Source organism: Nocardia sp. NBC_01503, assembly GCF_036327755.1.
Classification (GTDB): Bacteria; Actinomycetota; Actinomycetes; order Mycobacteriales; family Mycobacteriaceae; genus Nocardia.
Genome location: NZ_CP109596.1, coordinates 5,328,151 through 5,342,429, shown reverse-complemented (window position 1 = coordinate 5,342,429; position 14,279 = coordinate 5,328,151). Strand labels below are relative to the sequence as shown.

General features: G+C 67.2%; 12 protein-coding genes. 8 read left to right on the top strand and 4 right to left on the bottom strand.

All coding sequences use genetic code 11. The features are described 5' to 3' along the window. Positions 1–20: 20 nt before the first annotated feature. Both OHB26_RS24130 and OHB26_RS24125 read right to left on the bottom strand, forming a co-directional pair. Positions 21–389, bottom strand: a complete 369-nt coding sequence (locus OHB26_RS24130) for a DUF952 domain-containing protein (RefSeq protein WP_330179535.1) — start codon at positions 387–389, stop codon at positions 21–23. A gap of 111 nt (positions 390–500) precedes the next feature. After that, the gene (locus OHB26_RS24125) at positions 501–1,826 is read right to left on the bottom strand and encodes an aldehyde dehydrogenase family protein (protein WP_330179534.1); all 1,326 of its coding nucleotides are present in this window, start codon (positions 1,824–1,826) and stop codon (positions 501–503) included. Between the two features lie 135 nt (positions 1,827–1,961). Between OHB26_RS24125 and OHB26_RS24120 the strand changes: the two genes are divergently transcribed. From OHB26_RS24120 to OHB26_RS24090, 7 genes are all read left to right on the top strand, one after another. Continuing rightward, on the top strand, positions 1,962–2,996 hold the full coding sequence (locus OHB26_RS24120; RefSeq protein ID WP_330179533.1) for an AraC family transcriptional regulator: 1,035 nt from the start codon (positions 1,962–1,964) through the stop codon (positions 2,994–2,996). 87 nt (positions 2,997–3,083) lie between these two features. Then, positions 3,084–4,889 (top strand): acyl-CoA dehydrogenase, encoded by a 1,806-nt coding sequence (locus OHB26_RS24115; RefSeq protein ID WP_330179532.1) that lies wholly within the window; start codon positions 3,084–3,086, stop codon positions 4,887–4,889. A gap of 346 nt (positions 4,890–5,235) precedes the next feature. Next, a complete protein-coding gene (locus OHB26_RS24110; RefSeq protein ID WP_033087939.1) occupies positions 5,236–5,430 on the top strand; it encodes a DUF7455 domain-containing protein in 195 nt (64 codons plus the stop codon). Positions 5,431–5,661: 231 nt separating this feature from the next. After that, a complete protein-coding gene (locus tag OHB26_RS24105; protein WP_330185764.1) occupies positions 5,662–7,389 on the top strand; it encodes a DEAD/DEAH box helicase in 1,728 nt (575 codons plus the stop codon). 1 nt (position 7,390) lies between these two features. Then, positions 7,391–7,954, top strand: coding sequence for a hypothetical protein (locus OHB26_RS24100; RefSeq protein ID WP_330179531.1), 564 nt, complete (start codon positions 7,391–7,393; stop codon positions 7,952–7,954). 62 nt (positions 7,955–8,016) lie between these two features. Then, positions 8,017–8,526, top strand: coding sequence for a J-domain-containing protein (locus OHB26_RS24095; protein WP_330179530.1), 510 nt, complete (start codon positions 8,017–8,019; stop codon positions 8,524–8,526). Between the two features lie 176 nt (positions 8,527–8,702). After that, positions 8,703–9,017: a DUF1905 domain-containing protein gene (locus OHB26_RS24090; protein WP_330179529.1), complete on the top strand. Its 315-nt coding sequence runs from the start codon at positions 8,703–8,705 to the stop codon at positions 9,015–9,017. 152 nt (positions 9,018–9,169) lie between these two features. Here the strand turns inward: OHB26_RS24090 and OHB26_RS24085 are convergent, their stop codons facing one another. After that, entirely contained in the window at positions 9,170–10,885 is a 1,716-nt protein-coding gene (locus tag OHB26_RS24085; protein ID WP_330179528.1) for a DEAD/DEAH box helicase, read from the bottom strand. 101 nt (positions 10,886–10,986) lie between these two features. Here OHB26_RS24085 and OHB26_RS24080 point away from each other — a divergent pair, with 101 nt between their 5' ends. Continuing rightward, the gene (locus OHB26_RS24080) at positions 10,987–12,081 is read left to right on the top strand and encodes a YihY/virulence factor BrkB family protein (RefSeq protein ID WP_330179527.1); all 1,095 of its coding nucleotides are present in this window, start codon (positions 10,987–10,989) and stop codon (positions 12,079–12,081) included. Here the strand turns inward: OHB26_RS24080 and OHB26_RS24075 are convergent, their stop codons facing one another. Further along, positions 12,082–14,277 carry a DUF4132 domain-containing protein gene (locus OHB26_RS24075; RefSeq protein WP_330179526.1) on the bottom strand — a complete coding sequence of 732 codons (2,196 nt, stop codon included), beginning with the start codon at positions 14,275–14,277 and terminating at the stop codon, positions 12,082–12,084. It abuts the gene before it with no gap. Positions 14,278–14,279: the final 2 nt, after the last annotated feature.

Below are 14,279 nucleotides of genomic sequence, written 5' to 3'. Positions count from 1 at the left end.
CCGGATGCCGGTGGATCAGCTCAGCTCTCGGCGAGCGCGCTGTACAAACCGTCCGGTCCTGGCTGATAGGCGGTGATTTTCACGACCGCCGCGATCGGCAGGGGACCGTACAGATGCGGGAAGCGCATGGATTCGGGATCGGTCGGCACGCCGGGCTCCCACTTCACCTCGGCCCCGAGCAGCTCCGGATCCAGCCGCAGCAGCACCATATCCGCGCGCCCGGCGAAGAGCCGATTGGCGGGCAGGTGCACCTGATACGGCTCGGAGAGATGAATGAATCCGACCTCCGCCAGCGAGGGCGCGCGGTACTCCCCCGCCGCCACGGCCGCCTCCCACTCGTCGCGAGCGCAGATGTGCAGCAGGGTCTTCGGCGTCGTCTCATCTCCCATCCGCAACAACCTACCCGTCACTCCGGCAGGCCCATTCCTGATGACGCGAGGTCCCACCCCGACCCGCCGGGGACAGGGCGGCGGGGTGGGAGCCGTCTGGCCCTCGTCCGACTAGTACGGCGCGGGACGGGCCACGTGTACCGATACGTCGTTCACTCCGACGGGTGCGGGCGCGAACCGGCCCACCGCGCGAGCGCCGACCGCGATATCCCCGGTCCACACGCTCACGCACGGCGGACCGGGTGGTCGCAGTGCGAGTTCGAAGGCTTCACCGGCCGAGGCGACGCGCACCACCGGCAGTACCGGGCCGAGGGTCTGCTGGGTCAGCACCGCCATGGTGGGATCGACATCGGCGAGGACGGTGGGTTCGAAGCTGTGCCCGGAGGCGGTGCCGCCGCAGCGCAGGATCGCGCCCTTGAGCAGTGCGTCGCGCACCTGATCGCGAACCACGTCGATATGTTTGGCGGAGGTCATGACGCCGACGGCGGTGTCATCGCCCAGAATCGGCCCGAAGGCGGCGGCCTCATCGACGAGTTTGTCGAGAAAGGCGTCGTAGACCGCACTTTCGACATAGACGCGCTCGATCGCATTGGGATTTTGCCCGCTATTTGCCAATCCGCCGAGGGCGATACTCGCGGCCGCTTTGTCGAGATCGGCGTCGGCGAGCACCACCGCCGCGGACTTACCGCCCAGATCCAGACAGCATGGGATCAACCGGGCAGCGGCGCGCAGCGCCACCACCTTTCCGGTCTCGGCGCTGCCGGTGAAGCGGACATAGTCCACATGGTCGACCACGGCCGGACCGGCGTCGTGTCCGGTCACCGTCTCGAAAACCCCTGGCGCGCCGGTACTTGCCCAGCCGGCGGTGATGGCGCGCATGGTGAGCGGGGTCTGTGAAGAGGGTTTGACGACCACGGCCGCACCGGCCAGCAGGGCGGGCAGGGCGTCGAACATGGCCAGCGCCAACGGATATGTCCACGGGCCGATCACCCCGACCACCGCGCAGGAGTGATGGGCGACGGCGAGCTGCATGGCCGCGCCGGGCCGCATTGCCGCCTGCGGCATTCTGCCGCCGAGGAATTCGGCGGCATGGGTGCGGTAGTGATCCAGGGCTTCGAGGGTGAGCGCCAACTCGGCATCGGCCTCGGCTTCGGGTTTGCCGGTCTCCAGCCCGAGTAGCGCGGCGAGCCCGGACCTGTTGTCCTGTAACCAGTTCCGGAACGTATACAGCCAGTGGATGCGCCCCACCACGCCCAGCGACCGCCACAGCACGCTGTTATCGCGTAGCCGATCCACGGTATCGCGAACCGCTTCGGGGGTGTGGGCGGGAATGGTGTCGACCACCCTGCCATCGGCGGGTGCGATCACGATGAGCATCGGCGGGCCGACCTTTCCGGCAGACGGCACCTCGGAATATGCGATAAGCGCTGTACGCATGAATCTCACCGTATGGCTGAGGTTTTCGAGCGACCAGCTGGCAATGGGCCAGGAATCGACGAATATGGGCCGTACCCAGGCAACTTACCGGCCGGTAACGGCCCGGGGAAGCCGAAAGTTTGCGAGTATGCCTGAGTGACGGAAGAGTTGGCGCAACTGCGGTCCATCACCAGCACCGCCCTGCTGGCCGACTTCGCCCTGGGTCGCGGCCTCACCATACGGTCGGTTTTGCATGAAACCGGTATCGGCGAAGCGGATCTGCGCGACCCCTCCACGGAAATCACGCTGGGGCAGGAATTCTCGATCATGCGCAATGTGGTCGTCGGCATCGAGGATGAACCCGGACTGGGTCTCCTGGCCGGGCTGCTCTGCCATCCGCCCTCGATGGGCGTCCTCGGCTTCGCGCTGATGAGCGCTCCGAATCTACGTGGAGCCATGGATATCGCGCTGCGCTACGCCGACCTGTCCTTCACCGCCGCACACCATTACATCGAGGATAGGGGGTCCGAGGTGGCGGTGGTACGCGATGACAGCGCGCTACCCCCCGACATCCGCCGCTTCACCCTGGAGCGGGATCTGGCCGCCATCGCCACGATTCAGCAGGACCTGCTGCCCATGCGCCTGCCCGCGGTCCGGGTGGAGCTCTACGTCGAAGCCCATCCCATCTACGAGATGTTCGGCGCGGTCTTCGGCGTCGAGGAGGTGGCGTTCTCGATGCCGCAGTCCCGCATCAGCTTTCAGGCGGCAACCCTGCAAACCCCACTGCCGCAGGCGAATATGTCCACGGCCCGCTTCTACGAACAGCAGTGCAACGATCTGATGGAGAGCAGGCACAGCCGCACCGGCCTCAGCGGACGGGTACGCCAACTTCTGATCCGGCACGGCGGCTCGGCGGACCAGGCGCGCATTGCCGCGGATCTGGATGTCAGCGTGCGCACCCTGCGCCGCCGCCTCGCCGAGGAGGGCACCACCTTCCGCGAGCTGAGCACCGAGACGGTCGGCCTGCTCGCCGAGGAGCTGCTCATCGCCGGGCTCACCGTCGAACAGGCGGCGGAACGACTGGGCTACTCCAGCGTGTCGGCGTTCGCCTCGGCCTTCCGCACCTGGAAGGGGCAGTCACCGGGGCATTTCGGTCGCCTGCACCGCGGCCGCACCTCGGTGCGCTCCTGAGCGCGGCCGACTGAGCGCAGGCGGGACCACACCGATCTGGTAGACCGTCGGGTACGAGACCGCCCGCACCCGACCGTTCGAGGAATCATGAACCCGTCCGTGATCATGTCCGCCCGCGATATCGAGTTCCTGCTCTACGACTGGCTCGATGTGGAGTCCCTGACCGGGCGCGAACGCTTCGCCGACCACTCCCGCGACACCTTCGACCAGGTACTGCGGCTGTGCCAGGATCTGGCCACCACCTACTTCGCCCCGCACAATCGCGAGAACGATCTGCACGAGCCCGAGTTCGACGGTGAGCGCGTCCACATCATCCCCGCTGTCGGCAAGGCCGTGAAAGCCTTCGCCGATGCCGGAATGATCGGTGCGGCAATGGATTACGAGATCGGCGGGATGCAGCTGCCGCATGTGGTCTACACCGCGTGCATGGCCTGGTTCCACGCCGCCAACGCGGGCACCGCCGCCTATCCCATGCTCACCACCGGCAATGCGAATCTGCTTGCCACCCACGGCAGTCCGGAGCAGATCGACCGTTTCGTGCGCCCCATGCTGGACGGCCGCAATCTCGGCACCATGGCGCTGTCCGAGCCGCATGCCGGGTCCAGCCTGGCCGATATCACCACCCGTGCGGTACCGCAGGACGACGGCTCGTACCGGATCTTCGGTCGCAAGATGTGGATTTCCGGTGGGGACCACGAACTTTCGGAGAATATCGTCCACCTGGTGCTGGCCCGCATCCCGGGCGCGCCGGAGGGCACGCGCGGCATCTCACTGTTCATCGTGCCCAAATTCCTTGCCGACGAACAGGATCGGCCGACCGTCCACAATGATGTGGTGCTCGCGGGCATCAATCACAAGATGGGCTGGCGCGGCACGGTCAATACCGCCCCGGTCTTCGGCGACGGCAATTTCACCCCCGGCGGCCGGCCGGGCGCGGTCGGCTATCTGGTCGGCGAGCCGAATCACGGTCTGGCCCAAATGTTCACGATGATGAACGAGGCCCGGATCAGCGTCGGCCTGGCAGCCACCGCACTCGGCTACACCGGCTACCTCAAGTCCCTGGACTATGCCCGCAATCGCCCGCAGGGCCGCCCCCTCGGCGCGAAGGGCGGCCCGCAGGTGCCGATCGTCGACCACCCGGATGTACGCCGCATGCTGCTGGCCCAGAAGTCCTATGTCGAGGGCGCGCTGGCCCTGCAGTTCTACTGCGGCCGCCTGGTCGACGAACAGCGCACCGCCGCAACCGAATCCGAGCGCGCCCACGCCGCGACTCTGCTGCGCATTCTCACCCCCATCGCCAAGAGCTGGCCGAGCCAGTGGTGCCTGACCGCCAACGACCTGGCCATCCAGGTGCACGGCGGTGCGGGCTACACCCGCGACTACGACGTCGAACAGCACTACCGCGACAATCGCCTCAACCCCATTCACGAGGGCACACACGGTATTCAGAGCATGGACCTGCTCGGCCGCCAGGTCACCCTCGACAATGGCGCGGCCCTGACCGCCCTGCTCACCCGGATGGCCGCCACCGTCGCCGCCGCCCGCACCACCGGCGATTCCGAGCTGACCGGGTTCGCCGACGCCCTGGAGACCGCGGCGGGCCGACTGGCCGCCACCACCGCCGGTCTGTGGCGGGACGGTGACGCCGAGACCGCGCTGGCCAACTCCGCCGTCTACCTCGAGGCGTTCGGTCATGTGACGCTGTCCTGGATCTGGCTCGAACAGGCTCTGGCCGCAACGGCACTCGCGGCGAGTGGCGACGGCTTCGGACTCGGTAAGCGCGCGGCGGCGGGATACTTCTTCCGCTGGGAGCTGCCGCGCACCGGCGCGATGTTCGATCTGCTCGACTCGCGCGATCGGGCCACTCTCGATCTGAACCCGTCGTGGCTGTGAGCGTTGCCGAGCGTGTGCAGATCGAACTCGGAGGGTTATCCAATCGGAGTGTGAGTGTCAGTGCCCCCGGGTAGTCTCCCGATAGACAACTCGATCAGCGTATTAGGTGGGTAGTTCCAAGGACTCCACGGGGAGACGCCGGGCCCTGTTCGCTTTCAGCGAAATCCCAGGTCTGTTAGGCAAAACACACGGGAAACTCCTCGGGAACAAAGACCTCGCCTCGAACGTCTGACAGAGTAGTCATCAACCACTGCTGGGAAGTAGCGGTAGCGAGCTCGCGAAGTGGATCGCGAGCCCCACACCAGGCGAAGGGTGTGCGAGCACTCGGAGCCAGGACGGAGGAGTCATGCCAGGAACCCTGACTAGCACCCCACTGACCGCGGTCGATCGTTGTGACCGCTGCGGGGCGGCTGCGCGCGTGCGTGCAACCCTTCCCGCTGGTGGTGAGTTGCTCTTCTGCCAGCATCACGCCAATGAGCACATGGATCGTCTCCGTGAACTCGAAGCCGTGATCGACACGGAGTCGGCACCGGCGCTGTAACAGCTCCTCCACCTCGGGTTCGGTATACCGGCTCGGGGGGTCCGCTCGAAAACTGAATCTTCCCAACAGAATTACCCCAAGCAACGGGCGGTCCCTCACGGGCCCGCCCGTTGCCCAGTTTTCCGGCCCGGACTTGCGCAAAACGGTATTTGTGTGTCTTGGGGCGGAATCCACGCATCGGAGGAGAGCGTCCTGTCCACCACACACGCCACCTACCTGCCCGATCGGCATATGTTCGCGCTCTGGAGTTGGAGCGCGTCGGCGCCCGGCGCGCCGCCGGAGCTCGAGGGTGAATCGGATGCGATCACCCTGGCGATTCCCGAGGCCGAGGGATTCGCGGTGCGCGCGGTGCCCTGCCTGCTGGTCGAGCCCGAGCGGTTCCCGGCCCTCACACTGAAAACGCCCGGATCGTCGGCGCTCAGCTGGCGGGCCGTGCTGAACGGGGAGCCGCCCGCACTGCCGGTCGCGGCGCACGCGGTGCCCAATGCGGGCGGGAACGCCATCGTGACGGCCGAGCGGGCCGTGCGAGCGCTCCGGGACACCATCACGCTCGGCACCGAGCTGCGCAGCGGATTGAAGGCCGAACTACGGCCCTACCAGGCACGCGGCATCACCTGGCTGCATGAGACCACGGCCGCGCACGGGGGCGCCGTACTCGCCGATGAGATGGGTTTGGGCAAGACCGTGCAGGCCATCGGATACCTGTTGGGGCGGGTCGCCGACGGCCCACAGCTGGTGGTGTGTCCTACATCACTCGTCGGCAACTGGGTGCATGAGATCGAGCGATTCGCACCCGGACTCGCCGCCGTCGCGTGGCGGGGCGGGAAGTTGCCGGGGGCGCAGGCGGGGACCGTGGTGGTGACCGGATATCCGACACTGCGCGGGCATGGCGCGGGGCTGGCGGGGAAACAGTGGGCCAGCGTCGTGTTCGACGAGGCGCAGGTGCTGAAGAATCCGCGTACGCAGGTCTCCAAGGCGGCGCGGGGTATCAAGGCGCGGGTGCGGGTGGCGCTGACCGGTACGCCCGTGGAGAACAATCTCGAGGAGCTGTGGGCGCTGCTCAACCTGGTTGTGCCACACGAGTTCACGCATAAGACGCAATTCCGGCGGCGGTTCGTGCGGCCCATCTCCGAAGGGTCCGCACCCGCGGTGCTGCGACTACGCGATGCCATCGAACCGGTGGTGCTGGCGCGGCGTAAGGCCGAGGTGGCGGGGACACTGCCGCCCAAGATCCATACCGATCTGGTCTGCGACCTCACCCGGGAGCAGGAACGGATCTACGACCAGCTGCTCGAGCGCGCCGAGGAGGAAGGGTTCGGATCGGGCGGGCAGCGGCATACCCGATTGCTTTCGGTGCTCACCGAGCTCAAACAGGTGTGCAATCACCCCGGGTTGATCACCGGGGATCTGGACGAATTGTCCGGGCGCTCGGGCAAGTTCGATGTGTGCGCCGACATCTTGGCGGCCAATGTGGCCAATGACGCACCGACCCTGGTGTTCACGCAGTACCGGCGCACCGGGGAACTGCTGGTGCGGCATTGCGCCGAGGAGTTCGGCGTGCCCGTGCCGTTCTTCCACGGCGGATTGAATCAGGCGCAGCGCGGTGAGATCGTGCGGGACTTCCAATCACCCGACGGGCCACCGGTATTGGTACTGAGCCTGCGGGCGGCGGGCACCGGTTTGACGCTGACCCGCGCCGCCGATGTCATTCACTTCGACCGCTGGTGGAATCCGGCCGTCGAGGCGCAGGCCTCCGATCGCGCGCATCGGATCGGGCAGACCCGCACGGTCACCGTCACCACGCTGACCTCGGGCACCACCATCGAGGAGCACATCGCGGGGATGCACGACCGCAAATCCGCGCTCACCGATCTCACCGATACCGCCGGGATCGCGGCGCTGGCGCGCCTCGATGACGACCGGCTCTTCGAACTCCTGCGTCGAAAGCGAGCCAACTGATATGGCCGACAACGACTTCGGATACACCAGCTGGGGTATGGACTGGGTGCGGCTGGCGCAACCGCTGAAGATGAGCAAGCCGGAGCCGATGCTGCCGCGGGCGCGCAGCATCGCGGGTAATGGCCTGGTGCGGACCGAGATCGAGAACACCATGGTGCGCGCCATGATTCACCGCGGATCCGAGGCTTCGGTGACCTATCTGGAACTGACCCCACTCACCGCGGAGACCATTGCGGCTATCGCACAACTGATTCCGGCGGACACCCTCACCCTGACCGACGAGCATCGGGTGGCGATAGCCGAGCACGGCATCAATATCGCGCCGCGGATAGCGCGCGCGGACTGCTCCTGCCGGGCCCGCAACGAACGCTGCCTACACTACCTGGCCACCTGCTACGCCCTGGCCCGGCAGGTCGACGAAACACCGTGGCTGGCACTGGAACTGCAGGGCTTCCGCAGCGGCGGCAGCACCGCCGGCACGGCGGGCGAACAATCCCATCCGGCTCGGTGGACGCCGCTCAGCGCACTGGATCCGGCGTCCTACTTCGAGGTGCCGGTGGCCTAGTGCGCCTGTTCCGGCCCGGGGATCTGCCGGAACTGATCTCCGACAGTCGGTAGTATTGGGGTGTGACCGAGCGCAAACCGCCCGATCTCACCTTCGAATCCTGGATCGACAGACAGATTCGCGAGGCCACCGATCGGGGCGAATTCGACCAGCTGCCCGGTGCGGGAAAACCCATTCCGCCGGGTATGGATGACGAGAACTGGTGGGTCCGGAACCTGCTGCAACGCGAGGGAATCGGCAATGACGCGCTGCTGCCCGAACACTTGGTGCTGCGCCGCGACCGCGAGCGCATCGACCGAACCGTCCGTGAGATGACCTCCGAACGGGCTGTCCGCGAAGCGGTCTCCGAACTCAACGAGCGCATCGTCCGCTGGATTCGTTCACCGAGTGGACCGGACGTGCCGATCGGACCGGTGCGAGCGGACGACGTGGTGGCCGGATGGCGCGCGGCGCGTGTCACCGACCGGGTGGCCAGCACGCCCACCGCGGCAGCCGATACCCCGTTCACCGACCTCGAATTGGTTGCCCCGCAAGCGAAACGATCATGGTGGCGACGACTGCTCGCCGACTGACACGTGGATAGCCGGCACTGCCCGCACCGGATCCGCCGCGCGTACCTCCGCGCGGCAGGCTCAGCCCACATCACGGCGATCCGGGCGGGTCGAGCCGCCCTCGACAAGGACTGCGATGTACCGCCCGCGCGGAATTACGGGGCAGTGCTGTCATACCCCTGGTCTACGGTCGGGGCATGTCGACGTCGCGGTACTCGTTCACCAGTGAGCTATGGGTGTGGGAAGGCCCCGCGTCCTGGTATTTCACCAGCCTGCCGGAAGAGGTGGCCGATGAGATCGAGCAGGAGCACGGGCATCTGGCCGGTGGGTTCGGATCGGTGCGGGTGCGGGTCGCCGTGGGCGGGAGCAAGTGGGCGACCTCGCTGTTCCCCGATCGCAAGCGGGGCACGTACATGCTGCCGATGAAGAAGCCGGTGCGGGTGGCGGAGGGGCTCGATGTCGGGGACTCCTTCCAGGTCGAGCTGGAAGTGGTCGGTTCCGAATCCACCTGACCGGCACCGGATTCCGGCGCTACTGCGCCCTGATCTTCGGCGCTACTGCGCCCTGATCTCGGAATCCCGGTCCCTCGTCAGCCGGCACGCTCGTGGCCGGGATGCCCGGCCGAGGATGCGCAGCCGCCGATAGGGGCCGCCGCGGCGGTTGATCAGCTGGTGCGGCGCAGCACCGCGATGCGTTCGGTGAGTTGATCCGCGGTCGCCAATGCGGTTGGCGGCCCGCCGCATTCGCGGCGTAGGTCACCGTGGATGACACCGTGCGGCTTGCCGGTGCGGTGATGGTGCATGGCGACCAGGCTGTTGAGCTCGCGGCGCAGTTCGCCGAGGCGGTCCGCGGTGGCGGCGCGTTCGGCCGACGCCGCGTTGGTGGGCAGCGTCGCGGTGCGGGCGGATTCGGCGGTGCGGTCCTGGAGTTGGCGGGTCTGCCGGTCGCGCAGCAGGGCGCGCATCTGGTCCGCGTCCAGCAGGCCCGGAATGCCGAGGTAGTCGGCCTCCTCATCGCTGCCGGAGAAGGTGGCGGTGCCGAAGGAGTCGCCGTCGTAGATGACCTGATCCAGCTCGGCGTCGGCGGCCAGGGCGATGAACTTCTTCTCCTCCTCGCCGGGCTCGTCCTTCTGCTTGTTGGCGTCGATGAGCAGTTCGTCGTCGAGTTCGTTCTTCTCGCGATGCGGTTTGCCGATGACGTGATCGCGCTGCACCTCGAGCTGTGCGGCCAGATCCAGCAGCACCGGCACCGAGGGCAGGAAGACGCTCGCGGTCTCACCCGTCTTGCGCGCGCGCACGAAACGACCGATGGCCTGCGCGAAGTACAGCGGGGTGGAGGCACTGGTGGCGTACACCCCGACCGCCAGGCGTGGAACGTCGACGCCCTCGGAGACCATGCGCACCGCGACCATCCACGGATCGGTGCTCGCACTGAACTCGCCGATGCGATTGGAGGACTGCGGATCGTCCGAGAGCACCACGGTCGGTTTGGTGCCCGAGATATGTTCCAGCAGTTCGGCGTAGTCACGGGCCTTGTCCTGATCGGTGGCGATGACCAGACCGCCCGCATCGGGCATACCGGTGGCACGCAACTGCCGCAGCCGGGTGTCGGCGGCGGTGAGCACCTTGGACATCCAGTCGCCCGCGGGGTCCAGGGCGGTGCGCCAGGCTCGGGCGGTCTGTTCGGCGTTCAGCGGCTCACCCAGGCGGGCGGAGTACTCATCACCGGCACTGTCCCGCCAGTGCGCCTCACCGGAGTAGGCGAGGAAGACCACCGGTCGCACCACGCCGTCGGCGAGCGCCTCGGAGTATCCGTAGGTGTGATCGGCCTTGGACTTCTCGAAGCCCGATTCATCCGCCTCATAGGTGATGAACGGGATCTTCGAATCATCGCTGCGGAAGGGCGTTCCGGTGAGCGCGAGTCTTCGGGTGGCGTCTCCGAAGGCCTCCTCGACCGCTTCACCCCAGCTCTTGGCATCACCGGTGTGGTGGATCTCGTCCATGATGACCAGCGTGCGGCGGTTCTCGGTGCGCACCCGATGCTTGAACGGATGCGAGGCCACCTGGGCATAGGTCACCACGACACCGTGGTAATCCGAGGAGGTCGAGCCGGTGGAGTTGGAGAAGTTCGAATCCAGTTGGATCCCGAGCCGCTGCGCCGATCCGGCCCACTGATGCTTCAGATGCTCGGTAGGGGCCACCACCGTCACCTGATCGATGGTGCGGTCGGCGAGCAGTTCGGCCGCCACGCGCAGCGCGAAGGTCGTCTTACCCGCACCGGGTGTGGCGACAGCAAGGAAGTCTCGAGGCTTGGTCGTCAGATACTTGGTGAGAGCCCTGCGCTGCCAAGCACGTAATGAACCGCCACCACCCGAAGTCACTTGGAAGAGATTAGCGATGTGGACCGACAACGCACCAATCCGACACAGCCACAAGTAGTGCCGCACGACACATCGTGGGTCCGCGTTCATTTGAAACGCTGGTGAGCGATGCTGTAGCCACCATGAACGAGCACGACAAATCCCCGCAACACGCCGACGCGTCCGACGCGCCAGGGGTAGACGTGCGCGTCGCCACACGGCTCGGGCGTGTCCGAGAGCTCATCGTGCATGTCGCGGTGAAGGCGTGGGGCGACTCGATCTTCAACAAATCCGCCGCCGCGGCGTTCTGGCAGACGCTGTCGCTGGCCCCGCTGATGCTCGGACTGCTGGGCAGCCTCGGCTATGTCGGGCACTGGTTCGGACCGGACACCGTGGACATTGTCGAAGGCAAGATCATCACCTTCAGCCGCAACCTCTTCAGCACCAGCGTGGTCGACGATCTGATCGAACCCACAACCAATGACGTGCTCAAACGCGGTCACGGCGGCGTGGTCTCGGTGGGTTTCGTGCTCTCGCTCTGGGCCGGATCCTCGGCCATGGCGACCTTCGTGGACGCCATCACCGCCGCACACGGTCAGGCCAATGCCCGGCACCCGGTCTGGCAGCGCATCTTCGCGCTCTGGCTGTACGTGCTGTTCCTGGTGACCTCGGTACTGATCCTGCCGCTGGTGGCGCTGGGGCCGTCCATGGTCGGCCGGGTGCTGCCACGCGGGTGGAAAGAGCCCGGCCTCAGGCTGATCGACACGTTCTACTACCCGGGTGCGGGCCTGCTGCTGATCGTCGCGCTGACCACCCTCTACAAGCTGGCCCTGCACCGCACCCTGCCCTGGCATCGGCTCTTCGGCGGCGCGCTGGTGGCGGGCGTGTTCTTCATGACCGCCAGCGAGGGCCTGCGCCGCTACCTGTCCTGGGTGACCCGCACCGGTGTCACCTACGGCGCACTCGCCACCCCGATCGCGTTCCTGCTCTTCACCTTCTTCCTCGGCTTCGCGGTCATCCTGGGCGCGGAGTTCAATGCCAGCGTCCAGGAGTTCTGGCCCGCCCGCGCGACGCGCGCCGCGCAGATTCGCGCGTGGTGGGCCCGGCGCAAACACCGGTCCGCGTCCGAACCCGAGATCGATCCCCCGACCATTCCACTGCCCACCGGGGAGCATGTCTCGCTGAAGAAGGATCCGCCGGCGCTGAGGTCCCGATAGTCATCCGGCCAGTCCGGCCAGATCCGCCATCAACTCCGATGCCAGGACGGGACCGATCGCATCGGACGGCGGTGCGGTGAAACGGATTCTGATGAGCCGCTGATCGCCGGAGGCGTGCGCCTCGCCCGCGTAGATACCCGGATCGAGTTCGACCACGAGATCAGGGCCCTCCGGAATCGAGCGGATCAACTCGTGCTGGACGCCACCATCCTGTGCGTAGCCACGCTCCCAGCCCCGGCCGACCAGGCCGAGCAGCGCACCGACCGGCACGGTGACATCGGCGAAACGGCTGAGGTCACCGCTGGCCCGTTCGTCGGCGGTGAGTTCGTAGACCGGTCGGTCCAGCTGCCGGAAGGGCTGGGTGATCTCGTAGTCGGCGAATACCTCACCCCACGCTTCGATCGTGTCGCCCAGTTCGAGCGGGTGCGCGATACGGACGCGGGCGGTATCGGCGAGTTCGACTGCGGCATCGTCGATATCGGCCAGGGTGCGGTCTTCGGCGACGCGGAAGGTGAGGTCGCCGGTGGTGAACACCAATCGCCTGGTGATGTGCCGGATGAGCGGTGGCGTCACCAGGTACTGCTCGAAATCCGCAGGGCTCCAATCCCTTCCGGTGACCATGGCGCGCTCCAAGCGCCGGATCTGATCGGAGGCGGTGCCGCGCGCGAGCTTCTTCAGCGCGGTGAAGCGCTGATAGGCGGCGGGTGCGAGCTCCGAATCATCCGATGCCGCGGGTTTCGGGAGACTCTTTCGAGGCTTGCCCGCCGCGTCGATGACGAACGGCGTCAGCGTCTCGTCGAATCCGACCGTGAAAGCGCGTGCGCCGTAATCGAGTACGAGGGTGCCCCGGGCGTCCAGCCCGAGGTCGGGGACTAGCCGGTCGGCGAGCTCCTCGGCGGTGAGACCGCGGCTGCGCGCGGCACCGGCCAGGAATTCGCCTGCGACCCTGCGCAATCCGGGTGTTTTGACGCGCTGGGAAACCCGATGCAGCTGGCGCAGTGCGGTATCGGTGCCCAGCTCCGCCAGCACCCTGGCCGCATGCCGTTCGGAGTTGGCTCCCGGCCAGCGCAGCAGCGCCGCGCCCAATCGCTCGGTCGATTCGCCATCCGCCGTCCAATAGAACTGGTCGATCACCCAGCCGTTGCGCGGTGGTGTGCCCGCCCGCACCCAGCAGTCGAAGATCGCTTGCCCCCAGCGGGCCAGCGAACCGCGATCGCAGTACTCGAGCGCCTCCACCAGATCGGGGTAGGGCCTGGCCGCGGTATACGTGTGCACCCCGGGTGAGAGCGCGAATGCCCCGAGCAGCTTCTCGACGGCATCGTCGGAAAGTGGGCTGCCATCGCGAAACAGCACCCGCGGCAAGCGGGTTCGATCCAGCCAGGTCAGCTTCGGGGGTTTGACAGGACGCTCCACCGGTCCGTCGCCAACCACCTTGGGCGGCTCGGCCCGCAGGATCTCCCGCACCCCCGCCACAGCGGCCGCACCGTGACCTTCGGCGGCGGCCGCCACCTCCTCCGCACCGAACTCGGAGGCGATGAGAGCCAGTGCGGCCGTGGCCTTTTCACGCGGCACCCGGCGTTTGCCGAGTGCGTCCGGCACGAGCAGCGGCACCGCCGCGAGCCCGTGTCGGGAGAACCATCGACGGGTGAGGTGCCGCATCGATCTCAACCGCACCAACCAGTCCGCCATCAACCGCGCCACCTCGATATCGAGGACGGGCAGCAGTGCGGGACCGACCTCGTAGGAATTGGTCTTCGCGCTGTGGAACACCGTGGGCAGGGCCTCGAATTCGAACCGCGCCACCAGAACCTGCAGGTACCGCAGCACACCGTTGCCCCGGAAGTCCGGCCGCCACTCGCCCAGCAGCGGCCTGACCAGCTCCTCCGGTGCGTTCCCGAACATATGGCCCTGCGTCGGCGAGTAGCGGAGCCCACCCTCGCGATAGGACTGCACGACCGTCGCCCACCCCTGGGCATCGAGCACCCGCCCGGGGTGTCCCGAATACAATTGCCCGGCCTGAGCCAGCCAGCGTTGCCGCTCCCCCGATTCCCAGACCATCCGCCGCTCCTGCGGAACCATCAGCCCCGATACGAGCGGCACCTCCCGCGCCCGCTCCGCCGCGGCGGCAGCGGCATGCGCCCGGCCCTGCCGCTCCCACAGCGGATCCGCGAACAGCTGCGGCGAAGACTCCCCCATGA

Coding starts and splice junctions, on each gene's coding strand:
- OHB26_RS24130 (WP_330179535.1), bottom strand. CDS start 389: ATGGGAGATGAGACGACGCCGAAGACCCTGCTGCACATCTGCGCTCGC.
- OHB26_RS24125 (WP_330179534.1), bottom strand. CDS start 1,826: ATGCGTACAGCGCTTATCGCATATTCCGAGGTGCCGTCTGCCGGAAAG.
- OHB26_RS24115 (WP_330179532.1), top strand. CDS start 3,084: ATGAACCCGTCCGTGATCATGTCCGCCCGCGATATCGAGTTCCTGCTC.
- OHB26_RS24110 (WP_033087939.1), top strand. CDS start 5,236: ATGCCAGGAACCCTGACTAGCACCCCACTGACCGCGGTCGATCGTTGT.
- OHB26_RS24105 (WP_330185764.1), top strand. CDS start 5,662: ATGTTCGCGCTCTGGAGTTGGAGCGCGTCGGCGCCCGGCGCGCCGCCG.
- OHB26_RS24100 (WP_330179531.1), top strand. CDS start 7,391: ATGGCCGACAACGACTTCGGATACACCAGCTGGGGTATGGACTGGGTG.
- OHB26_RS24090 (WP_330179529.1), top strand. CDS start 8,703: ATGTCGACGTCGCGGTACTCGTTCACCAGTGAGCTATGGGTGTGGGAA.
- OHB26_RS24075 (WP_330179526.1), bottom strand. CDS start 14,277: ATGGGGGAGTCTTCGCCGCAGCTGTTCGCGGATCCGCTGTGGGAGCGG.